Annotated in this window: 14 protein-coding genes and 1 tRNA gene; 9 read left to right on the top strand and 6 right to left on the bottom strand. The window is 73.3% G+C overall.

Going from position 1 to position 13,221, the window contains the following annotated elements; translation table 11 throughout:
* Window positions 1-42: 42 nt before the first annotated feature.
* Window positions 43-1,053 (bottom strand): NAD(P)H-dependent flavin oxidoreductase, encoded by a 1,011-nt coding sequence (locus tag Aeryth_RS06395; protein WP_067856128.1) that lies wholly within the window; start codon window positions 1,051-1,053, stop codon window positions 43-45.
* A 155-nt stretch (window positions 1,054-1,208) separates the two neighbouring features.
* Between Aeryth_RS06395 and Aeryth_RS06390 the strand changes: the two genes are divergently transcribed.
* The 4 genes from Aeryth_RS06390 (at window position 1,209) to Aeryth_RS06375 (ending at window position 4,853) form a co-directional block, all read left to right on the top strand.
* Window positions 1,209-1,610 (top strand): nuclear transport factor 2 family protein, encoded by a 402-nt coding sequence (locus Aeryth_RS06390; protein ID WP_067856125.1) that lies wholly within the window; start codon window positions 1,209-1,211, stop codon window positions 1,608-1,610.
* A 71-nt stretch (window positions 1,611-1,681) separates the two neighbouring features.
* Window positions 1,682-2,275 carry a TetR/AcrR family transcriptional regulator gene (locus Aeryth_RS06385; protein ID WP_067856123.1) on the top strand — a complete coding sequence of 198 codons (594 nt, stop codon included), beginning with the start codon at window positions 1,682-1,684 and terminating at the stop codon, window positions 2,273-2,275.
* A gap of 25 nt (window positions 2,276-2,300) precedes the next feature.
* Window positions 2,301-3,239 (top strand): hypothetical protein, encoded by a 939-nt coding sequence (locus tag Aeryth_RS06380; RefSeq protein ID WP_067856120.1) that lies wholly within the window; start codon window positions 2,301-2,303, stop codon window positions 3,237-3,239.
* Between the two features lie 78 nt (window positions 3,240-3,317).
* Window positions 3,318-4,853: an acyl-CoA carboxylase subunit beta gene (locus Aeryth_RS06375; protein ID WP_202967713.1), complete on the top strand. Its 1,536-nt coding sequence runs from the start codon at window positions 3,318-3,320 to the stop codon at window positions 4,851-4,853.
* Between the two features lie 238 nt (window positions 4,854-5,091).
* Here Aeryth_RS06375 and Aeryth_RS06370 read toward each other — a convergent pair whose 3' ends face one another.
* The 4 genes from Aeryth_RS06370 to Aeryth_RS17885 form a co-directional block, all read right to left on the bottom strand.
* On the bottom strand, window positions 5,092-6,327 hold the full coding sequence (locus tag Aeryth_RS06370) for an RtcB family protein (protein ID WP_083516307.1): 1,236 nt from the start codon (window positions 6,325-6,327) through the stop codon (window positions 5,092-5,094).
* 59 nt (window positions 6,328-6,386) lie between these two features.
* Window positions 6,387-6,460 (bottom strand) — tRNA-Arg (locus Aeryth_RS06365).
* A gap of 31 nt (window positions 6,461-6,491) precedes the next feature.
* Window positions 6,492-6,869 (bottom strand): WhiB family transcriptional regulator, encoded by a 378-nt coding sequence (locus tag Aeryth_RS17345; protein ID WP_083516306.1) that lies wholly within the window; start codon window positions 6,867-6,869, stop codon window positions 6,492-6,494.
* Between the two features lie 168 nt (window positions 6,870-7,037).
* On the bottom strand, window positions 7,038-7,187 hold the full coding sequence (locus tag Aeryth_RS17885) for a hypothetical protein (protein ID WP_158509189.1): 150 nt from the start codon (window positions 7,185-7,187) through the stop codon (window positions 7,038-7,040).
* Window positions 7,188-7,351: 164 nt separating this feature from the next.
* On the opposite strand from Aeryth_RS17885, the gene Aeryth_RS06355 reads away from it, so the two are divergent.
* The 5 genes from Aeryth_RS06355 (at window position 7,352) to Aeryth_RS06335 (ending at window position 11,201) form a co-directional block, all read left to right on the top strand.
* The gene (locus Aeryth_RS06355; RefSeq protein ID WP_083516305.1) at window positions 7,352-8,173 is read left to right on the top strand and encodes a histidine phosphatase family protein; all 822 of its coding nucleotides are present in this window, start codon (window positions 7,352-7,354) and stop codon (window positions 8,171-8,173) included.
* A gap of 45 nt (window positions 8,174-8,218) precedes the next feature.
* Window positions 8,219-8,779 (top strand): DUF3090 family protein, encoded by a 561-nt coding sequence (locus tag Aeryth_RS06350; protein ID WP_067856117.1) that lies wholly within the window; start codon window positions 8,219-8,221, stop codon window positions 8,777-8,779.
* On the top strand, window positions 8,776-9,570 hold the full coding sequence (locus Aeryth_RS06345) for an SCO1664 family protein (protein ID WP_236749836.1): 795 nt from the start codon (window positions 8,776-8,778) through the stop codon (window positions 9,568-9,570). The genes Aeryth_RS06350 and Aeryth_RS06345 overlap by 4 nt, the downstream gene beginning before the upstream one ends.
* An 8-nt stretch (window positions 9,571-9,578) precedes the next feature.
* Window positions 9,579-10,403 carry a Rossmann-fold NAD(P)-binding domain-containing protein gene (locus Aeryth_RS06340; RefSeq protein WP_067856114.1) on the top strand — a complete coding sequence of 275 codons (825 nt, stop codon included), beginning with the start codon at window positions 9,579-9,581 and terminating at the stop codon, window positions 10,401-10,403.
* Window positions 10,404-10,514: 111 nt separating this feature from the next.
* Window positions 10,515-11,201, top strand: coding sequence for an SDR family NAD(P)-dependent oxidoreductase (locus Aeryth_RS06335; RefSeq protein ID WP_067856112.1), 687 nt, complete (start codon window positions 10,515-10,517; stop codon window positions 11,199-11,201).
* 22 nt (window positions 11,202-11,223) lie between these two features.
* On the opposite strand, the gene Aeryth_RS06330 is transcribed toward Aeryth_RS06335, so the two are convergent.
* A complete protein-coding gene (locus Aeryth_RS06330) occupies window positions 11,224-13,203 on the bottom strand; it encodes a primary-amine oxidase (protein ID WP_257721389.1) in 1,980 nt (659 codons plus the stop codon).
* Window positions 13,204-13,221: the final 18 nt, after the last annotated feature.

Below are 13,221 nucleotides of genomic sequence, written 5' to 3'. Positions count from 1 at the left end.
CCCGGAGGCCGTGGCGGCGCTGTCGCGTGGTCCCGACGCGGGTCAGGCGGGAGCAGGAGCCAGGCTGAGCTCGCGGTGACCGTCCCAGATCGGCGCGGCGAGGGCCTCGTCGTACTCGGCACGCAGCTGCGTGACGAGCTCGGCGACCGACCGACGCTGGTCGATCGCGCCGACCCCCTGTCCGGAGCCCCAGATGTCACGCCAGGCCTTCGCCTTCGGCTGGTCGTCATCGTCACCCGTGCCGAAGTCCATGGCCGTGGGGTCGGACTCCGGCAGCGCGTCGGGGTCGAGACCGGCGGCGACGATGCTGCCGCGCAGGTAGTTGCCGTGCACGCCGGTGAAGAGGTTGCTGTAGACGATGTCGGCAGCCGACGACGACACGATCATGTCCTTGTACTCCTCCGCGGCGTTCGCCTCGTGCGTCGAGAGGAACGCGCTGCCGACGTAGGCGAGGTCGGCCCCGGCCACCTGGGCGGCCAGGACCGAGCGCCCGTGCGCGATGGCGCCCGAGAGCAGCACCGGACCGTCGAACCAGCGTCGGATCTCGCGCACCAGGGCGAACGGCGACTGGGTGCCGGCGTGGCCACCGGCTCCCGCAGCCACGGCGATCAGCCCGTCGGCGCCCTTCTCGATCGCCTTGTGCGCGAACCGGTCGTTGATCACGTCGTGCAGGACGATGCCGCCGTAGGAGTGGACGGCCTCGTTCACGTCCTCCCGAGCGCCGAGCGAGGTGATGACGATCGGCACCTGGTGGTCGACGCAGAGCTGGAGGTCGTGCTCGAGCCGGTCGTTGGACCGGTGGACGATCTGGTTCACGGCGAACGGCGCGACCGGGCGGTCGGGGTTCGCAGCGGCGAACGACGCGTTCTGCTCGGTGATCTGGCTGAGCCAGTCGGTCAGCAGCGACGCCGGGCGAGCGTTGAGGGCGGGGAACGAGCCGACGATGCCGGACGTGCACTGGGCCACGACCATCTCGGGCCCGGACACGATGAACATCGGCGACGCGACGACGGGCAGGCTGAGCGGACGGCGCAGGATCTCGGGCAGGGCCACGGGGGTCTCCTCGGGACTCGGCGGGTGGGCACGACGACCCGGCCCGCTGGCGAACTATGCAACTGATTGCATACAGTGAGACCACCCTAGCGGGGGCCGCAGCCCGCGGCACCCCCGCGTGACGCAGCCCACACCCGAGGCACCAGAGGAGCACGATGAGCCCGTCCCCCGACCGTCCCGCCGCCGTCGACGCCTGGCACGAGGTCGTGCGCACCGGTGACCTCGAGCGGCTCGACGCCCTGCTCGCCGACGCCGTCGTCTTCCGCTCGCCGGCCGTCCACACGCCCCAGGAGGGCCGGGCCACGACGACGCTCTACCTGCGCGCCGCGCTCGAGGTGCTCGGACCGCACCTGGCCTACCACCGCCAGCTGTGGGACGAGGAGTCCGCGGTGCTGGAGTTCACCACCGAGGTGGGCGGCAAGCAGGTGCACGGCGTCGACATGCTGCGCTGGGGCCCCGACGACCGGCTCGTCGAGTTCACCGTGATGGTGCGACCTCTCCAGGGCCTGACCGCCCTCGTCGAGGAGATGGGCGCGACCCTGCGTCGACTGGCCTGACACCGGCACGCTGCTCCCACCGGCGGTCGGTTGACCTGTGCAGGGGCCGCCAGGTCGCTTACGGTGACGTCATGGGACTGCGCGAGATCAACGCGGCGCGCACCCGGCAGCTGCTCGCCACGACCGCGATGCAGATGTTCCTCGAGCAGGGCTACGAGTCGACGACCTTGGAGGACGTGGCCCAGCGTGCCGGCGTCGGCATCTCGACCCTGTACCGCTACTTCCCGACGAAGGAGCAGCTCGGGACGGCGTTCCTCGGCGACCCCGGACTCATGGCCGACGAGCTGACCGGCCGGCCCGCCGAGGAGGACACGGAGACGGCCCTGGGGCACGCGCTCGTGGCCCTGCTCGAGCACACCCGAGGCGCGAACCCCTACTCCGACCGCTTCCGCGAGCTCACCGACGCCAACGCACGGCTGCACGGACGCCTCCTCGAGTGGCTCTCCGAGGCCTACGAGCAGCTGTGCGTCGCCCTGGCTGCGCGGCGTGGGGTCGCGGCCGACGACGTGGGCGTCGCCGCGACGGCCTGGATGGCCGTCTTCGTGCTGAAGCAGGTCGACGACCGGCGCGGCGAGGAGGACGGTCCGACCCTCGCCCGCCGCGTGATGACCAGCCTGTCGGCAGCGCCGCTGCTCACCCCACAGTCGCCCGCGGACCCCACGTGACCCCTCGTTTGGCACGATCGACCCCATGAGACCTGGGGACCTCGGCGGCGCGGGCGGTCGCGCGCCGGCCGCCGACGCGACCCTGGGCGAGGCGACCGCGCTGGTGCTGCAGCACTGTGACCGGCAGGCACAGGGCCCCGAGACGGACGCGACCGTCGTCGCCGCCGTCGTGGGCGTCGAGCGCGTGGCCGGCATCCTCGGCACCACCGACGCCGACACGCTGCGCCTGGCCGTGCTGGAGGCGCTCGAGCACGACGTCGACGACGCGCCGGGCGAGGTCGCCCGCGTCGTCCTCGAGCTGGTGCGGACGATCGGCCTCGCCCTGCCCCGCCGCTCGAGCGCGTGGCCGGCCGACGCGACGGTGCTCAACCCCGAGACGGGCGGCCACAAGATCGCGACCGACCTGTCCATGCTGCGCGCGGCGATCCGCGCGGCGCGGACGTCGTACGAGGGCCTGCCCTACTACCGCGACCGCTACGGCGACCGCGGGGCACGCTTCTCGGTGTCGGACTCCAGCTGGATCGTGCACCTCGTCGCCGCACCGGAGGCCGTGGCGGTGCAGCAGGTGTTCTGGCTGGCCGACATGCTCGCGACCCGCGGGATGCCGACCTGGCTGATGGAGCTGCACCTCGACACCATGGCCGAGGAGCTGATGTCGAGCGACCTGCCGACCGGCGCCCTGCCGCACGCGGTGGCCGCCCTCGCGGCCCGTCGCCGACCGCACGTGCCCGACGTCGCGCTCGAGCGCGCCGAGACCCTCGTCGCCGAGCGCGTGGACGCACCGCCCACGACACCGGTCGGCCGACTCCTGGCCGCAGCCGCCGCCGACGTCCGCTCGGGCGCGTCGCGCAGCAGCGCCCCGCTCGTCGACTGGGTGGCCGACCCCGTCCGCACCAGCGCGGAGGACGCCGCGGTGCTGCGGGGGCTCCACGACCACCTCTCCCGGCACGGCACGACCCGGTAGGGCTGCCGCCGGCCCGTACAGGCTGGACAGCACAGGCTGGTCCCCACGGCCTGGCCCGTCGTGCGGCAGGATCACCGGGTGGACATCCGACCCGACCTGCTCGAGCTCCTCGCCCGACGCGCGCTCACCGAGGACACCGCCCGCCCCGAGGCCGTGGCGCGCTTGCACCGCCGCGGGGGCCGCACGGCACGCGAGAACGTCGCCGCGCTGGTCGACCCGGGCAGCCTGGTCGAGTACGGCCGGTTCGTGACCGCGGCGCAGACCGACCGGCGCAGCGACGACGACCTGCTCGACCGCACGGTGGCCGACGGCATCGTCGGCGGGCTCGCGACGATCGACGGTCACGCCTGCGCCGTCCTGTCCTACGACTACCTCGTGATGGCCGGCACGCAGGGCATGCGCGGGCACGCCAAGACCGACCGGTTGCTCGACGTCGTGGCCCGTCTCGGCCTGCCGACGGTGTTCTTCGCCGCGGGCGGCGGAGGACGCCCCGGCGACACCGACATCCCGCTGGCGTCGGCGCTCGACGTACCGACGTTCGCGGCGTGGGCGCGCCTGTCGGGGCGGGTCCCGCGGGTGGCCGTCGTGGACGACAACTGCTTTGCCGGCAACGCGGTCGTGGCCGGCACGGCCGACCTCGTGGTGGCCACGTCGCGGGCGTCGCTCGGCATGGGCGGGCCGGCGATGATCGCCGGCGGAGGCTTGGGCGACGTCGAGGCCGCGGACGTCGGCCCGATCGACGTGATGACCGCCAACGGCGTGGTCGACGTAGTGGCCGAGGACGACGAGGCGCCGCGGGTGGCGCGGGAGCTGATCGGCTACTTCCTCGGCCGACGCGACGACTGGACCGCCGGCGACCAGTCGGTGCTGCGGGACGTGGTCCCGGCCGGCGAGCGTCGCGCGTACGACCCGCTGCCGGTGCTGGAGACGGTGTTCGACGAGGACACCGTGCTGCCGCTGCGCCCCACGTTCGCGCCGGAGCTGGTGACGGCCCTGGCCCGGCTGGAGGGGCGGACGGTCGGCGTGCTCGCGAACGACTCCCGGCACGTGGCCGGCGCGATCACGGCCGACGCGGGCGACAAGGCGGCCCGGTTCCTGCAGCTCTGCGACGCGTACGGCTTCCCCGTGGTCTCGTTCGTGGACACCCCGGGCATGATGGTCGGCCCCGAGGCCGAGCGCACCGCGATGGTGCGGCACTGCGCGCGGCTGCTGGTGGCGGGCGCCTCGCTGCAGGTACCGATGATCGGCGTCGTGCTGCGGCGGGCCTACGGACTCGGCGCGCAGGCGATGCTCGGCGGCAGCCTGCACGAACCGCTGATGACGGTGACGTGGCCCGGTGCGCACCTCGGCGCGATGGGACTGGAGGGCGCGGTGCGGCTGTCGATGCGCAAGGAGCTCGAGGCGATCGCCGACGAGGAGGAGCGCGAGCGCAAGGTGCGCGAGCTGACCGCGCTGGCGCAGGCGCACGCGTCGGCGCTGAACGTCGCGCGGCACGGCGAGATCGACGACGTCGTCGACCCGGCCGAGACCCGTGATCTGCTCGCCCGCCTCGTGGAGGCCGCCGACCGCGACGGCCGGCTCGTCGGCTCGGGTCGCACCGTCGACACCTGGTGAGCCGGGCCCGGCCCGGCGGGGGTGCCGGGCCGTGGGCGGCAGACAGCCCGGCCTGGGTGCCGGGCCGTGGGCGGCAGACAGCCCGGCGGGGGTGCCGGGCCGTGGGCGGCAGATGGCCTGGTCCGGCGGGGGTGCTGGACCGTGGGCGGCTAGATCACTGTGCACCGCTGCGACACCGGGGCCGGTCGGTCCTGCGCCGACCGGCCCCACCTCTCCCCCGTCCGTCAGCCCACCGCGGTCAGCCCTTGACGCAGAGCAGGGTGGTGAGCCGCGCCTCGACCGACACGAGGTCGGTCTGCGCCGCGATGACGGACTCGAGGTCCTTGTACGCCGCCGGGATCTCGTCGACCACGCCGAGGTCCTTGCGGCACTCGACGCCCGCGGTCTGGGCGACCAGGTCGTCCGCCGTGAACGTCTTGCGGGCCCGGGTGCGCGACATCCGGCGTCCCGCACCGTGCGACGCCGAGCAGTAGGACTGCTCGTTGCCGAGCCCCCGCACGACGTACGAACCGGTGCCCATCGATCCCGGGATCAGGCCGTAGTCGCCCGTACCCGCGCGGATGGCGCCCTTGCGGGTGACCACCAGGTCGACGTCGTCGTACCGCTCCTGCGCCACGTAGTTGTGGTGGCAGGAGATCGCGCGGTCGTACGCCACGTCGCGACCGCGGGCCCCGAAGTACGTCGTGACGACCTCGCGGACGAGCGCCATCATGACCGCACGGTTGCGCGCGGCGTAGTCCTGCACCCAGTACAGGTCGCGCAGGTACGCCTGCATCGGTGCGGTGCCGGCGAGGAAGACGGCGAGGTCGCGGTCGGGCAGGTCCAGGTTGTGGTCCAGGCCCTTCGCGGCCGCGATGTGCCGCTCCGCCAGCTCCTTGCCGATGTTGCGCGACCCCGAGTGCAGCATGAGCCACACCCGTCCGCCGTCGTCCGACGTCACCTCGATGAAGTGGTTGCCGCCGCCGAGGGAGCCCATCTGCTTCATGGCCTTCGACTCGCGGTCGCGGACCTTCTCGTGCAGGTCGCCGAACCCGGCCCAGAACGTGTCCCAGCCGGCCCCGGCCCCGCCGAGACCGAGCCGGTCGACGTCGGGGGCGACGTCGTGCGCGTGGAAGCCCACCGGGACGGCGCGCTCGATCTCGTGGCGCAGGCCCCGCAGGTCCTCCGGGAGGTCCTCGGTGGTCAGGTCGGTGCGGACCGCCGTCATGCCGCAGCCGATGTCGACGCCGACGGCGGCCGGCGACACCGCGTCGCGCATGGCGACGACGGAGCCGACGGTCGCGCCCTTGCCGAGGTGCACGTCGGGCATGACGCGCAGGCCGTGGACCCAGGGCAGGCGCGAGATGGTGCGCAGCTGGGCGAGAGCGGCGTCCTCGACGTCGGCCGGGTCGGCCCACATGAGCGTGTCCGCGACGGCACCGGGCAGGCGCGTCGGGAACGCCGTGGCGTCGGGCGGGATGGTCGTGGTGGTCATGGTGGGTCGCCTCCTCGGGCTGTGGGTGTGGATGTGGGGGTGGTGGCGGGTGTGCCGGGTCTCTCCGGGAGGGCTCGAACCTCCGACCTCCCGGCTCGCGACCGGGGGCTCTGTCCAGCTGAGCTACGGAGAGGGGGCTGCCCGACGGCGTGGTGCGGACGCCGTCAGGCAGCGGTCTGGGGCGTGGCCCGCGAGCGGCTCCCCCTCGGCCTGCCCCTGGTGGGGACGGAGGCCAGCGGAGTGCCGTCGGCGAGCAGCACCCCGCCCCAGACACCGCTCTCGGACCTCGCGGTCGCGAGGGCGAGGCAGGTGTCCCGGAAGGTGCACGTCCCGCAGACCGCCTGGGCGGCGAGCAGCTGGCCGTCGTCGCTCGGGAAGAACAGCTCGGGGTCCTGGCCCGCGCACGCCCAGTCGTCCGCGAGGGCGCGCGGCGTCGGGTGGGCGAAGGCCGCGACCACGCCGTGCGTGGTCAGGACCGACGCGACCGTGCTCTCGGTGCGCGCCACGGTCCTGGCGCGGGTCCTGCCGTTCTGCGTCTCCATCGGTGGTCACCTCCCGGGTGGGTCGTCGGTACGTGCTGGGGTCGTGCCTGCTGCGGCACGGGTCGGGGTCGGGTCCGGATCTGCATCGGTGGGTCCGGACATGCGAAGGGGCCGCCCCCTCGAGTCGTCTGACTCGCTGGAGCGGCCCCGGGCCGGTGCAGGGTGCACCTAGGTCATGGGTCGCTCCGTCGCGGGCAGCTTCTCGCCTCGCGGGTCCTGGTCCTCGAGGGAGACGTGCTGCGAGACCATGAAGGCAGCGTGCAGCGCGCGCGCGGCCCAGGGGCCGTTCGCTTCGAGGCTGCTGCGATACGTGGTCACGGGTGGTCTCCTGCTGCGAGGTGAGGGGTGGCCGAGTGGCGCACCGGGGACCACCGTAGGGGGCGCGGCACGTCGTCGCCAAGCGATTAACCGAGCCGGTGCCGTGAGCGGGCCCGACGCACCACGCCCGGCGCGGTGCGCGGGGCGGCCCTAGGCTCGTGGACATGGCCACTCTCGTCCTGCTGCGGCACGGCCGCACGACCGCCAACGCCTCCGGTGTGCTCGCCGGGCGGACGCCCGGGGTGCTGCTCGACGACCACGGACGCGACCAGGTCGCGCGCGCGGGCGAGCGGCTCACGGACGTGCCGCTGGCGGCCGTGTACTCGAGCCCGATGGAGCGATGCCGCGAGACGAGCGCAGCCGTCCTGGCCCACCAGGACCCCTCGATCGTGCTGCGGGTCGAGGAGGCCGTCAGCGAGTGCGACTACGGGTCCTGGCAGGGACGACCGCTGAAGGAGCTGGCGCAGGAGCCGCTGTGGAAGGTCGTGCAGTCGCAGCCGTCGGCCGCCGTGTTCCCCGGCGGTGAGTCGATGACGACGATGCAGGCGCGCGCGGTCGAGGCCGTGCGCCGGATCGACGCCGAGGTGGAGGCCGAGCACGGCGCGTCCGCGGTCTGGGTGGCGGTCAGCCACGGCGACATCATCAAGGCGGTGCTGGCCGACGCGCTCGGGATGCACCTCGACCTCTTCCAGCGCATCCAGGTCGACCCGGCGTCGATCTCGATCGTCCGCTACACCGAGGCCCGCCCCTACGTGCTGGCCCAGAACACCCATGCCGGCGACCTCGGCTGGCTGCGCCCGGCCGCCGACGCCGCGGCCACCACCGACGCGGTGCCCGGCGGGGGTGCCGGGCCCCGGGCGGCCGCAGATGGTCCCGGCGGGGGTGCCGGGCCCCGGGGTCCGCAGGCCGGGTCCGAGGACGGGACGGCGACGCTGGACGCCCTGGACGACGGGTCGGCGGAGCTGGCGGGCCCGGGCCGCTCCTGACGTCGCCGCACGGCGGTGCGTGGCGACGGACCCTAGAGTGGAGGCATGGCCACCATCGTCCACGGATTCGACTGGCCCGACCGTTTCGTCGTCGGCACGGTCGGCTCACCCGGCGCACGCACGTTCTACCTGCAGGCGAGGGCCGGTCGTGAGCTCGTGAGCGTGGCGGTCGAGAAGGAGCAGTCGGCGGTGCTCGCCGACCGGCTCGACGAGGTGCTCGACGAGCTGATGGCCGAGGACGGCAACCCGTTCAGCATCCCGGCGAGCGCTCCGGACGGCCTGGCCGACCACGAGCCGCTCGACCAGCCGGTGGAGGAGCAGTTCCGCGTCGGGGCGATGGGCCTGGGATGGGACCCCTCGACCGCGCAGATCGTCATCGAGGCGTTCCCTGTGCTCGACGTGGAGGCGGAGGCCGACGCCGAGGGCGTGGTCGAGGTCGACCCGCCGGAGGCTCTGGTCGTCCGCATCCCGGTCGGTAGCGCCCGCGCGTTCGCCCAGCGGACCCGCGAGGTGGTCTCGGCAGGCCGTCCGGCGTGCCCGATCTGCGAGGTGCCGATGGACTCCCCCGACGACCACGTCTGCGAGCTGCCCGACGAGTTCCGGTGAACGAGCTCCCGTTGTCGGCCGACGTCGAGCCGGCGCTGCTGCACGACGAGCTGGTGCTGACGGGCCGGGTCGTCTCGGCCTCGAACGCGACGTTCGTGGCGACGATCGGCGACGTGCAGGTGGTCTACAAGCCGGTCGCCGGCGAGCAGCCGCTGTGGGACTTCCCCGACGGGCTGCTCGCGCACCGCGAGCTCGCGGCGTACCAGGCGTCGAGGGCCACGGGCTGGGACGTCGTCCCGCCCACCTGGCTGCGCGACGGGCCGCACGGTCCGGGCATGGTGCAGCGCTGGCAGACCAGTGATCCCGACCAGGAGGCCGTGACCATCGTCCGCGCCCGCCGCGTCCCCGACGGCATGCTGCACGTGTTCGACGGGGTCGACGAGCGGGACCGACCGGTCGCCCTCGTGCACGAGGACACGCCGGCGTTGCGGCGGATGGCCGTGCTCGACGTCGTGCTCAACAACGCCGACCGCAAGGGCGGGCACGTGCTGGAGATGGCCGACGGCCACCGCTACGGCGTCGACCACGGCCTGACGTTCCACGCGGAGCACAAGCTGCGGACGGTGCTGTGGGGCTGGCTCGGCCAGCCGCTCACCGACGACGAGCTCGACGGCGTGCGTCGGCTGCGCGCCTCGCTCGACGACGCGACCGGTCTGGGCGGCGTGCTGCCCGACCTGGTCACGGCCGCGGAGGTGCAGGCGTTCGGCGACCGGTGCGACGCCCTGCTGTCCGCCGGCACCTTCCCCGCTCCGCACGGACCCATGCCGGCCGTGCCGTGGCCCCCGTTCTAGGAGGAACCATGACGTCCCCGGACACCTTGCTCGTCGGCTGCGGTCGGCTGGGGGCCGACGTCGGCCTGCGCCTGGCCGCGCTCGGCCACCGGGTGGTCGGCATCCGCAGGCAGGCCGACCAGGTGCCGGCCCCGCTCGTCGGGCTCTCCGCCGACCTGTCGCGCGAGGAGCCGACGTTGCCGGACCTCGACCTCGACCTGCTCGCCGTCGTGCTGACGGCGCGACCGCGCAGCGAGGAGTCCTACCGCGCCACGTACGTCGACGGCATGCTGCGGGCGCTCGACGCCCTCGACCGACAGGGCGCGCGCCCACGACGCGCCGTGCTGGTGTCCTCGACCGCCGTGAACGGCGACGGCGACGACGTGATCACCGAGCAGACGCCTCCGGCGCCCGCCGACGCTCCCGCCGCCGTGCTGCTGGAGGCCGAGCAGGCGTTCCTCGACCGGGTGTCGACGGGCAGCGTGCTGCGCCTGTCCGGCCTCTACGAGGGCACCCCGCGCCTCGCCGACGAGGTGCGCGCGGGCGAGGTGAGCGACCCGCACCGGTGGACGAACCGGATCCACCGCGTCGACGCGGCGCGGGCCGCCGTGCACCTGCTGACCCAGGTCGAGGAGCCGGCCCGCGTCTACCTCGGCACCGACGACGAGCCGGCCCTGCGCGGCGACGTTGCCGCGTTCCTGGCCGAGCGGCTCGGGCTGCCCGCTCTGCCGCCGGCAGATCCGGCGCAGGGCCACGGGAAGCGGATCTCGAACGCCCTGCTGCGCTCCACCGGCTGGACGCCCGACTACCCCACGTACCGCGAGGGGTTCGCGAAGGTCGCCGCCACGCACTGACCCGGCACAGCCACCGCGGAGGTGCCGCCAGCGCCGACCGTTCGCGCTGCCGGTTCGAAGGACCGCGACTAGCGTCGAGAGGGCATCCCACCCGATCCTAGGAGGACCCCCGTGACTACCATCGCCATCGTCGGAGCCGGCCGAGGACTCGGAGCCGCAGTCGCTCGCCGCTTCGGCAAGGAGGGCTTCGCCGTCGCCCTGCTGGCTCGCAACGCCGAGCGCGTCGACGCGCTCGCCGCCGACCTCCAGGCCGAGGGCATCGACGCCCGTGGCTGGACCACGGACGTCCGCGACCCCGACTCGCTCGCCCGGACGCTGGAGCAGGCCAACGAGACGCAGGGCCCGATCGAGGTCCTGCAGTACAGCCCGCTCCCCCAGAAGTCGTTCCTGCGACCGCTGCTGGAGACCACCGTCGACGACACCAAGGGCGCCATCGAGTTCTCCGTCTACGGCCCGATCGCCGCGGTCCACGCCGTGCTGCAGAACATGCGCTTCGTCGGCAAGGGCACGGTCCTGTTCATCAACGGCGGCACGGCGGTGCGCCCCGCGCCGAAGTTCGCCGGCACGTCGCTCTCGTTCGCAGCCCAGTCCGCCTACGCGCAGATGCTGCACGACACGCTCGCCGACGAGGACATCCACGTCGCGCAGCTCGTCATCCCCGGGTCGATCGAGGAGGGTCACCCGCAGAAGGACCCGACGGTCCTGGCGGAGACCCTCTGGTCGATGCACACCGGCCGCGACGAGTTCCGCGTCTTCGCGACCGACATGGACGACGAGGTCTCCGAGACCTCCGACTGACCCTGCGCACCGGGCGCCGGGCTCAGTGGCAGGAGCCCGGCCCGGTGTGGCAGGCCGACGTCGGCTGGGGCTCGACGTCGAGCGAGGGGTTGCGGTCGAAGAACCCGACGGGCTTGAGCCAGAACGAGACGATGTCGGCCGGCATCACCGGCCAGTCCTCGGGCCGCGTGATGTGGTGGATGCCGAACGTGTACCAGAGCACCACGTCGGTGTCGGCGGTCGACCGTCCCTGCTGCACCCACTCCGGCAGGCCGTGGTCGACCCTGCTCTGGTTCACGAACTCCCCGGCGGGCCAGCGCTCCTCGGCGTCGTGCGGGGTCACCCAGACGGTGTGGCCGATCACCTGCGCACGCTGCAGCACCGGCGAGGCGGGATCGAAGAACGACGGGATCGCCCCGCCGGGCACGAGCTTGTAGGAGACGGGCGTGCCGAGCCCGTTGAGCGACTGCTCGTTGACCACCTTCCAGGCGCGCTGGCTCTCCCAGCGGAAGTCGTCGTGACCCTCCACCGCGATCGGCGTGCTCACCTGCCGGATGCCGAGACCGAGCGGGTTGTCCGGGCCGATGGGGTCGACGACCGTCTCGCTGCGCACGACGGTGTTCGTCCGGCCGTCGGGCTCGAGGTCGAGCCGCGCGACCAGGAAGTGCTGGTGGTACGGGGCGTACGTGCGCTCGTCGACGAGCGTCCCGTGCGGGTGCGGCTGGCCCTCCTCGACGTGGGTGACGACCATGATGCCGGTGGCGCGCACCTCGCACTCGATGTTGCCGTCCTCGTAGAAGCGCCAGTAGGTGATGTACTCGTAGTTGGCGACCGTGACGTGGAACGACACGACGAACCGGCGCTGCCGGCGCACCTCGGCGCTGGGTCCGTGAGCACCGTGGTCGACGTGCTTCCAGCCAACCGCACTGTCCTCCTCGTGCAGGCAGATCGCGTTCGCGATGGTGTACGGCTCGCCCGAGCTGTCGTGCAGCACGGCGTCGAGGTAGCGGATCTCGCCGAGGCAGTCGCAGCCCAGCTCGAGCGACTGCGTCATGAAGCCGAGCCCCCACTCGCCGATGTCGAAGGCGGTGCGCCGGTAGTGGTCGATGCTGGGGTCGCGGTAGGGCACGACCATCTCGGCGAAGCTCAGCTGGTGCGCGACCTTGCGCGTACGACCGGCGTCGTCGTAGGTGACGGCGTGCAGCGTCATCCCCTCGCGGTGGTTGAAGCCCACCCGCATGGTCCAGTTCTGCCAGCGCAGCTCGTGCCCGTCGACCTCGAACCCGATGCCCTCGGGCTGGACGATCTCCAGCGGCTTGCGCGGCGGGCGATGACCCTTGAGCCGGTCGGGCACGTGCCGGGGCACGTACTCGCCCATCACGTCGGGGCGCGGCACGCTGTGGGTGTCCTCCACGCGCAGCAGCTCCATGCTGTTGAGGTCGATGACGCAGTGCAGGCCGTTGACCGGTCCGGCGTAGGGGTTGGCACCCTCGGCCGCGCGGACCCACGTGTCGGACCAGCCGATGCGGCGGTCCCGCCACTCCTCGGGCATCACGGCGTCGCCGTAGGTCCAGGTGTCCATGAACACGAGCGAAAGGTCGGTGATGCCCCGCTCTGCCAGCGCGGCGACGACGTCGGGATGCGCGCGCAGCACGGCGTCGGCCTCCTCCCACTCGTCGACCGTCACGTTCGCCTGCACGCCAGGCACGTGCGCGAAGTGGGTCACGGCGTCCGTGGAGAGGTCGACGCGCGCGCGGAAGGTGCGGTTGGTGGCGCGCTCGAGGCAGATCGCCTCGACCACCCGTGGCGGCACCGTGCCGTCGGCGGCGAATGCGTCGAGCGCCTGCTTCGAGGGCTGGAGGCCCTCGATCGAGCAGTACCGCCAGCCCTCCCCCACGCCGTGCTCGGCGAGGAGCAGGGCCGTGGTCGCGCGGAACTCGTCGGACGTCAGCGGGTCAAGCGGATGGCTCACCTGCCGATCATGCCTGTCAGCAGGACGCGATGGCGAGGAAAACGTCGCGATGTCATCGGAACGTCACGG

Origin of the sequence: Aeromicrobium erythreum, from assembly GCF_001509405.1 — a bacterium.
Taxonomy (GTDB): domain Bacteria; phylum Actinomycetota; class Actinomycetes; order Propionibacteriales; family Nocardioidaceae; genus Aeromicrobium; species Aeromicrobium erythreum.
The sequence above is the reverse complement of the archived record's forward strand: the minus strand, read 5'-3'. Positions and strand labels throughout refer to the sequence as shown.

Bases quoted from the DNA above. Each gene is read 5' to 3' on its own strand.
- Aeryth_RS06390 (WP_067856125.1), top strand. From the start codon at position 1,209: ATGAGCCCGTCCCCCGACCGTCCCGCCGCCGTCGACGCCTGGCACGAG.
- Aeryth_RS06385 (WP_067856123.1), top strand. From the start codon at position 1,682: ATGGGACTGCGCGAGATCAACGCGGCGCGCACCCGGCAGCTGCTCGCC.
- Aeryth_RS06380 (WP_067856120.1), top strand. From the start codon at position 2,301: ATGAGACCTGGGGACCTCGGCGGCGCGGGCGGTCGCGCGCCGGCCGCC.
- Aeryth_RS06370 (WP_083516307.1), bottom strand. From the start codon at position 6,327: ATGACCACCACGACCATCCCGCCCGACGCCACGGCGTTCCCGACGCGC.
- Aeryth_RS17345 (WP_083516306.1), bottom strand. From the start codon at position 6,869: ATGGAGACGCAGAACGGCAGGACCCGCGCCAGGACCGTGGCGCGCACC.
- Aeryth_RS06355 (WP_083516305.1), top strand. From the start codon at position 7,352: ATGGCCACTCTCGTCCTGCTGCGGCACGGCCGCACGACCGCCAACGCC.
- Aeryth_RS06350 (WP_067856117.1), top strand. From the start codon at position 8,219: ATGGCCACCATCGTCCACGGATTCGACTGGCCCGACCGTTTCGTCGTC.
- Aeryth_RS06340 (WP_067856114.1), top strand. From the start codon at position 9,579: ATGACGTCCCCGGACACCTTGCTCGTCGGCTGCGGTCGGCTGGGGGCC.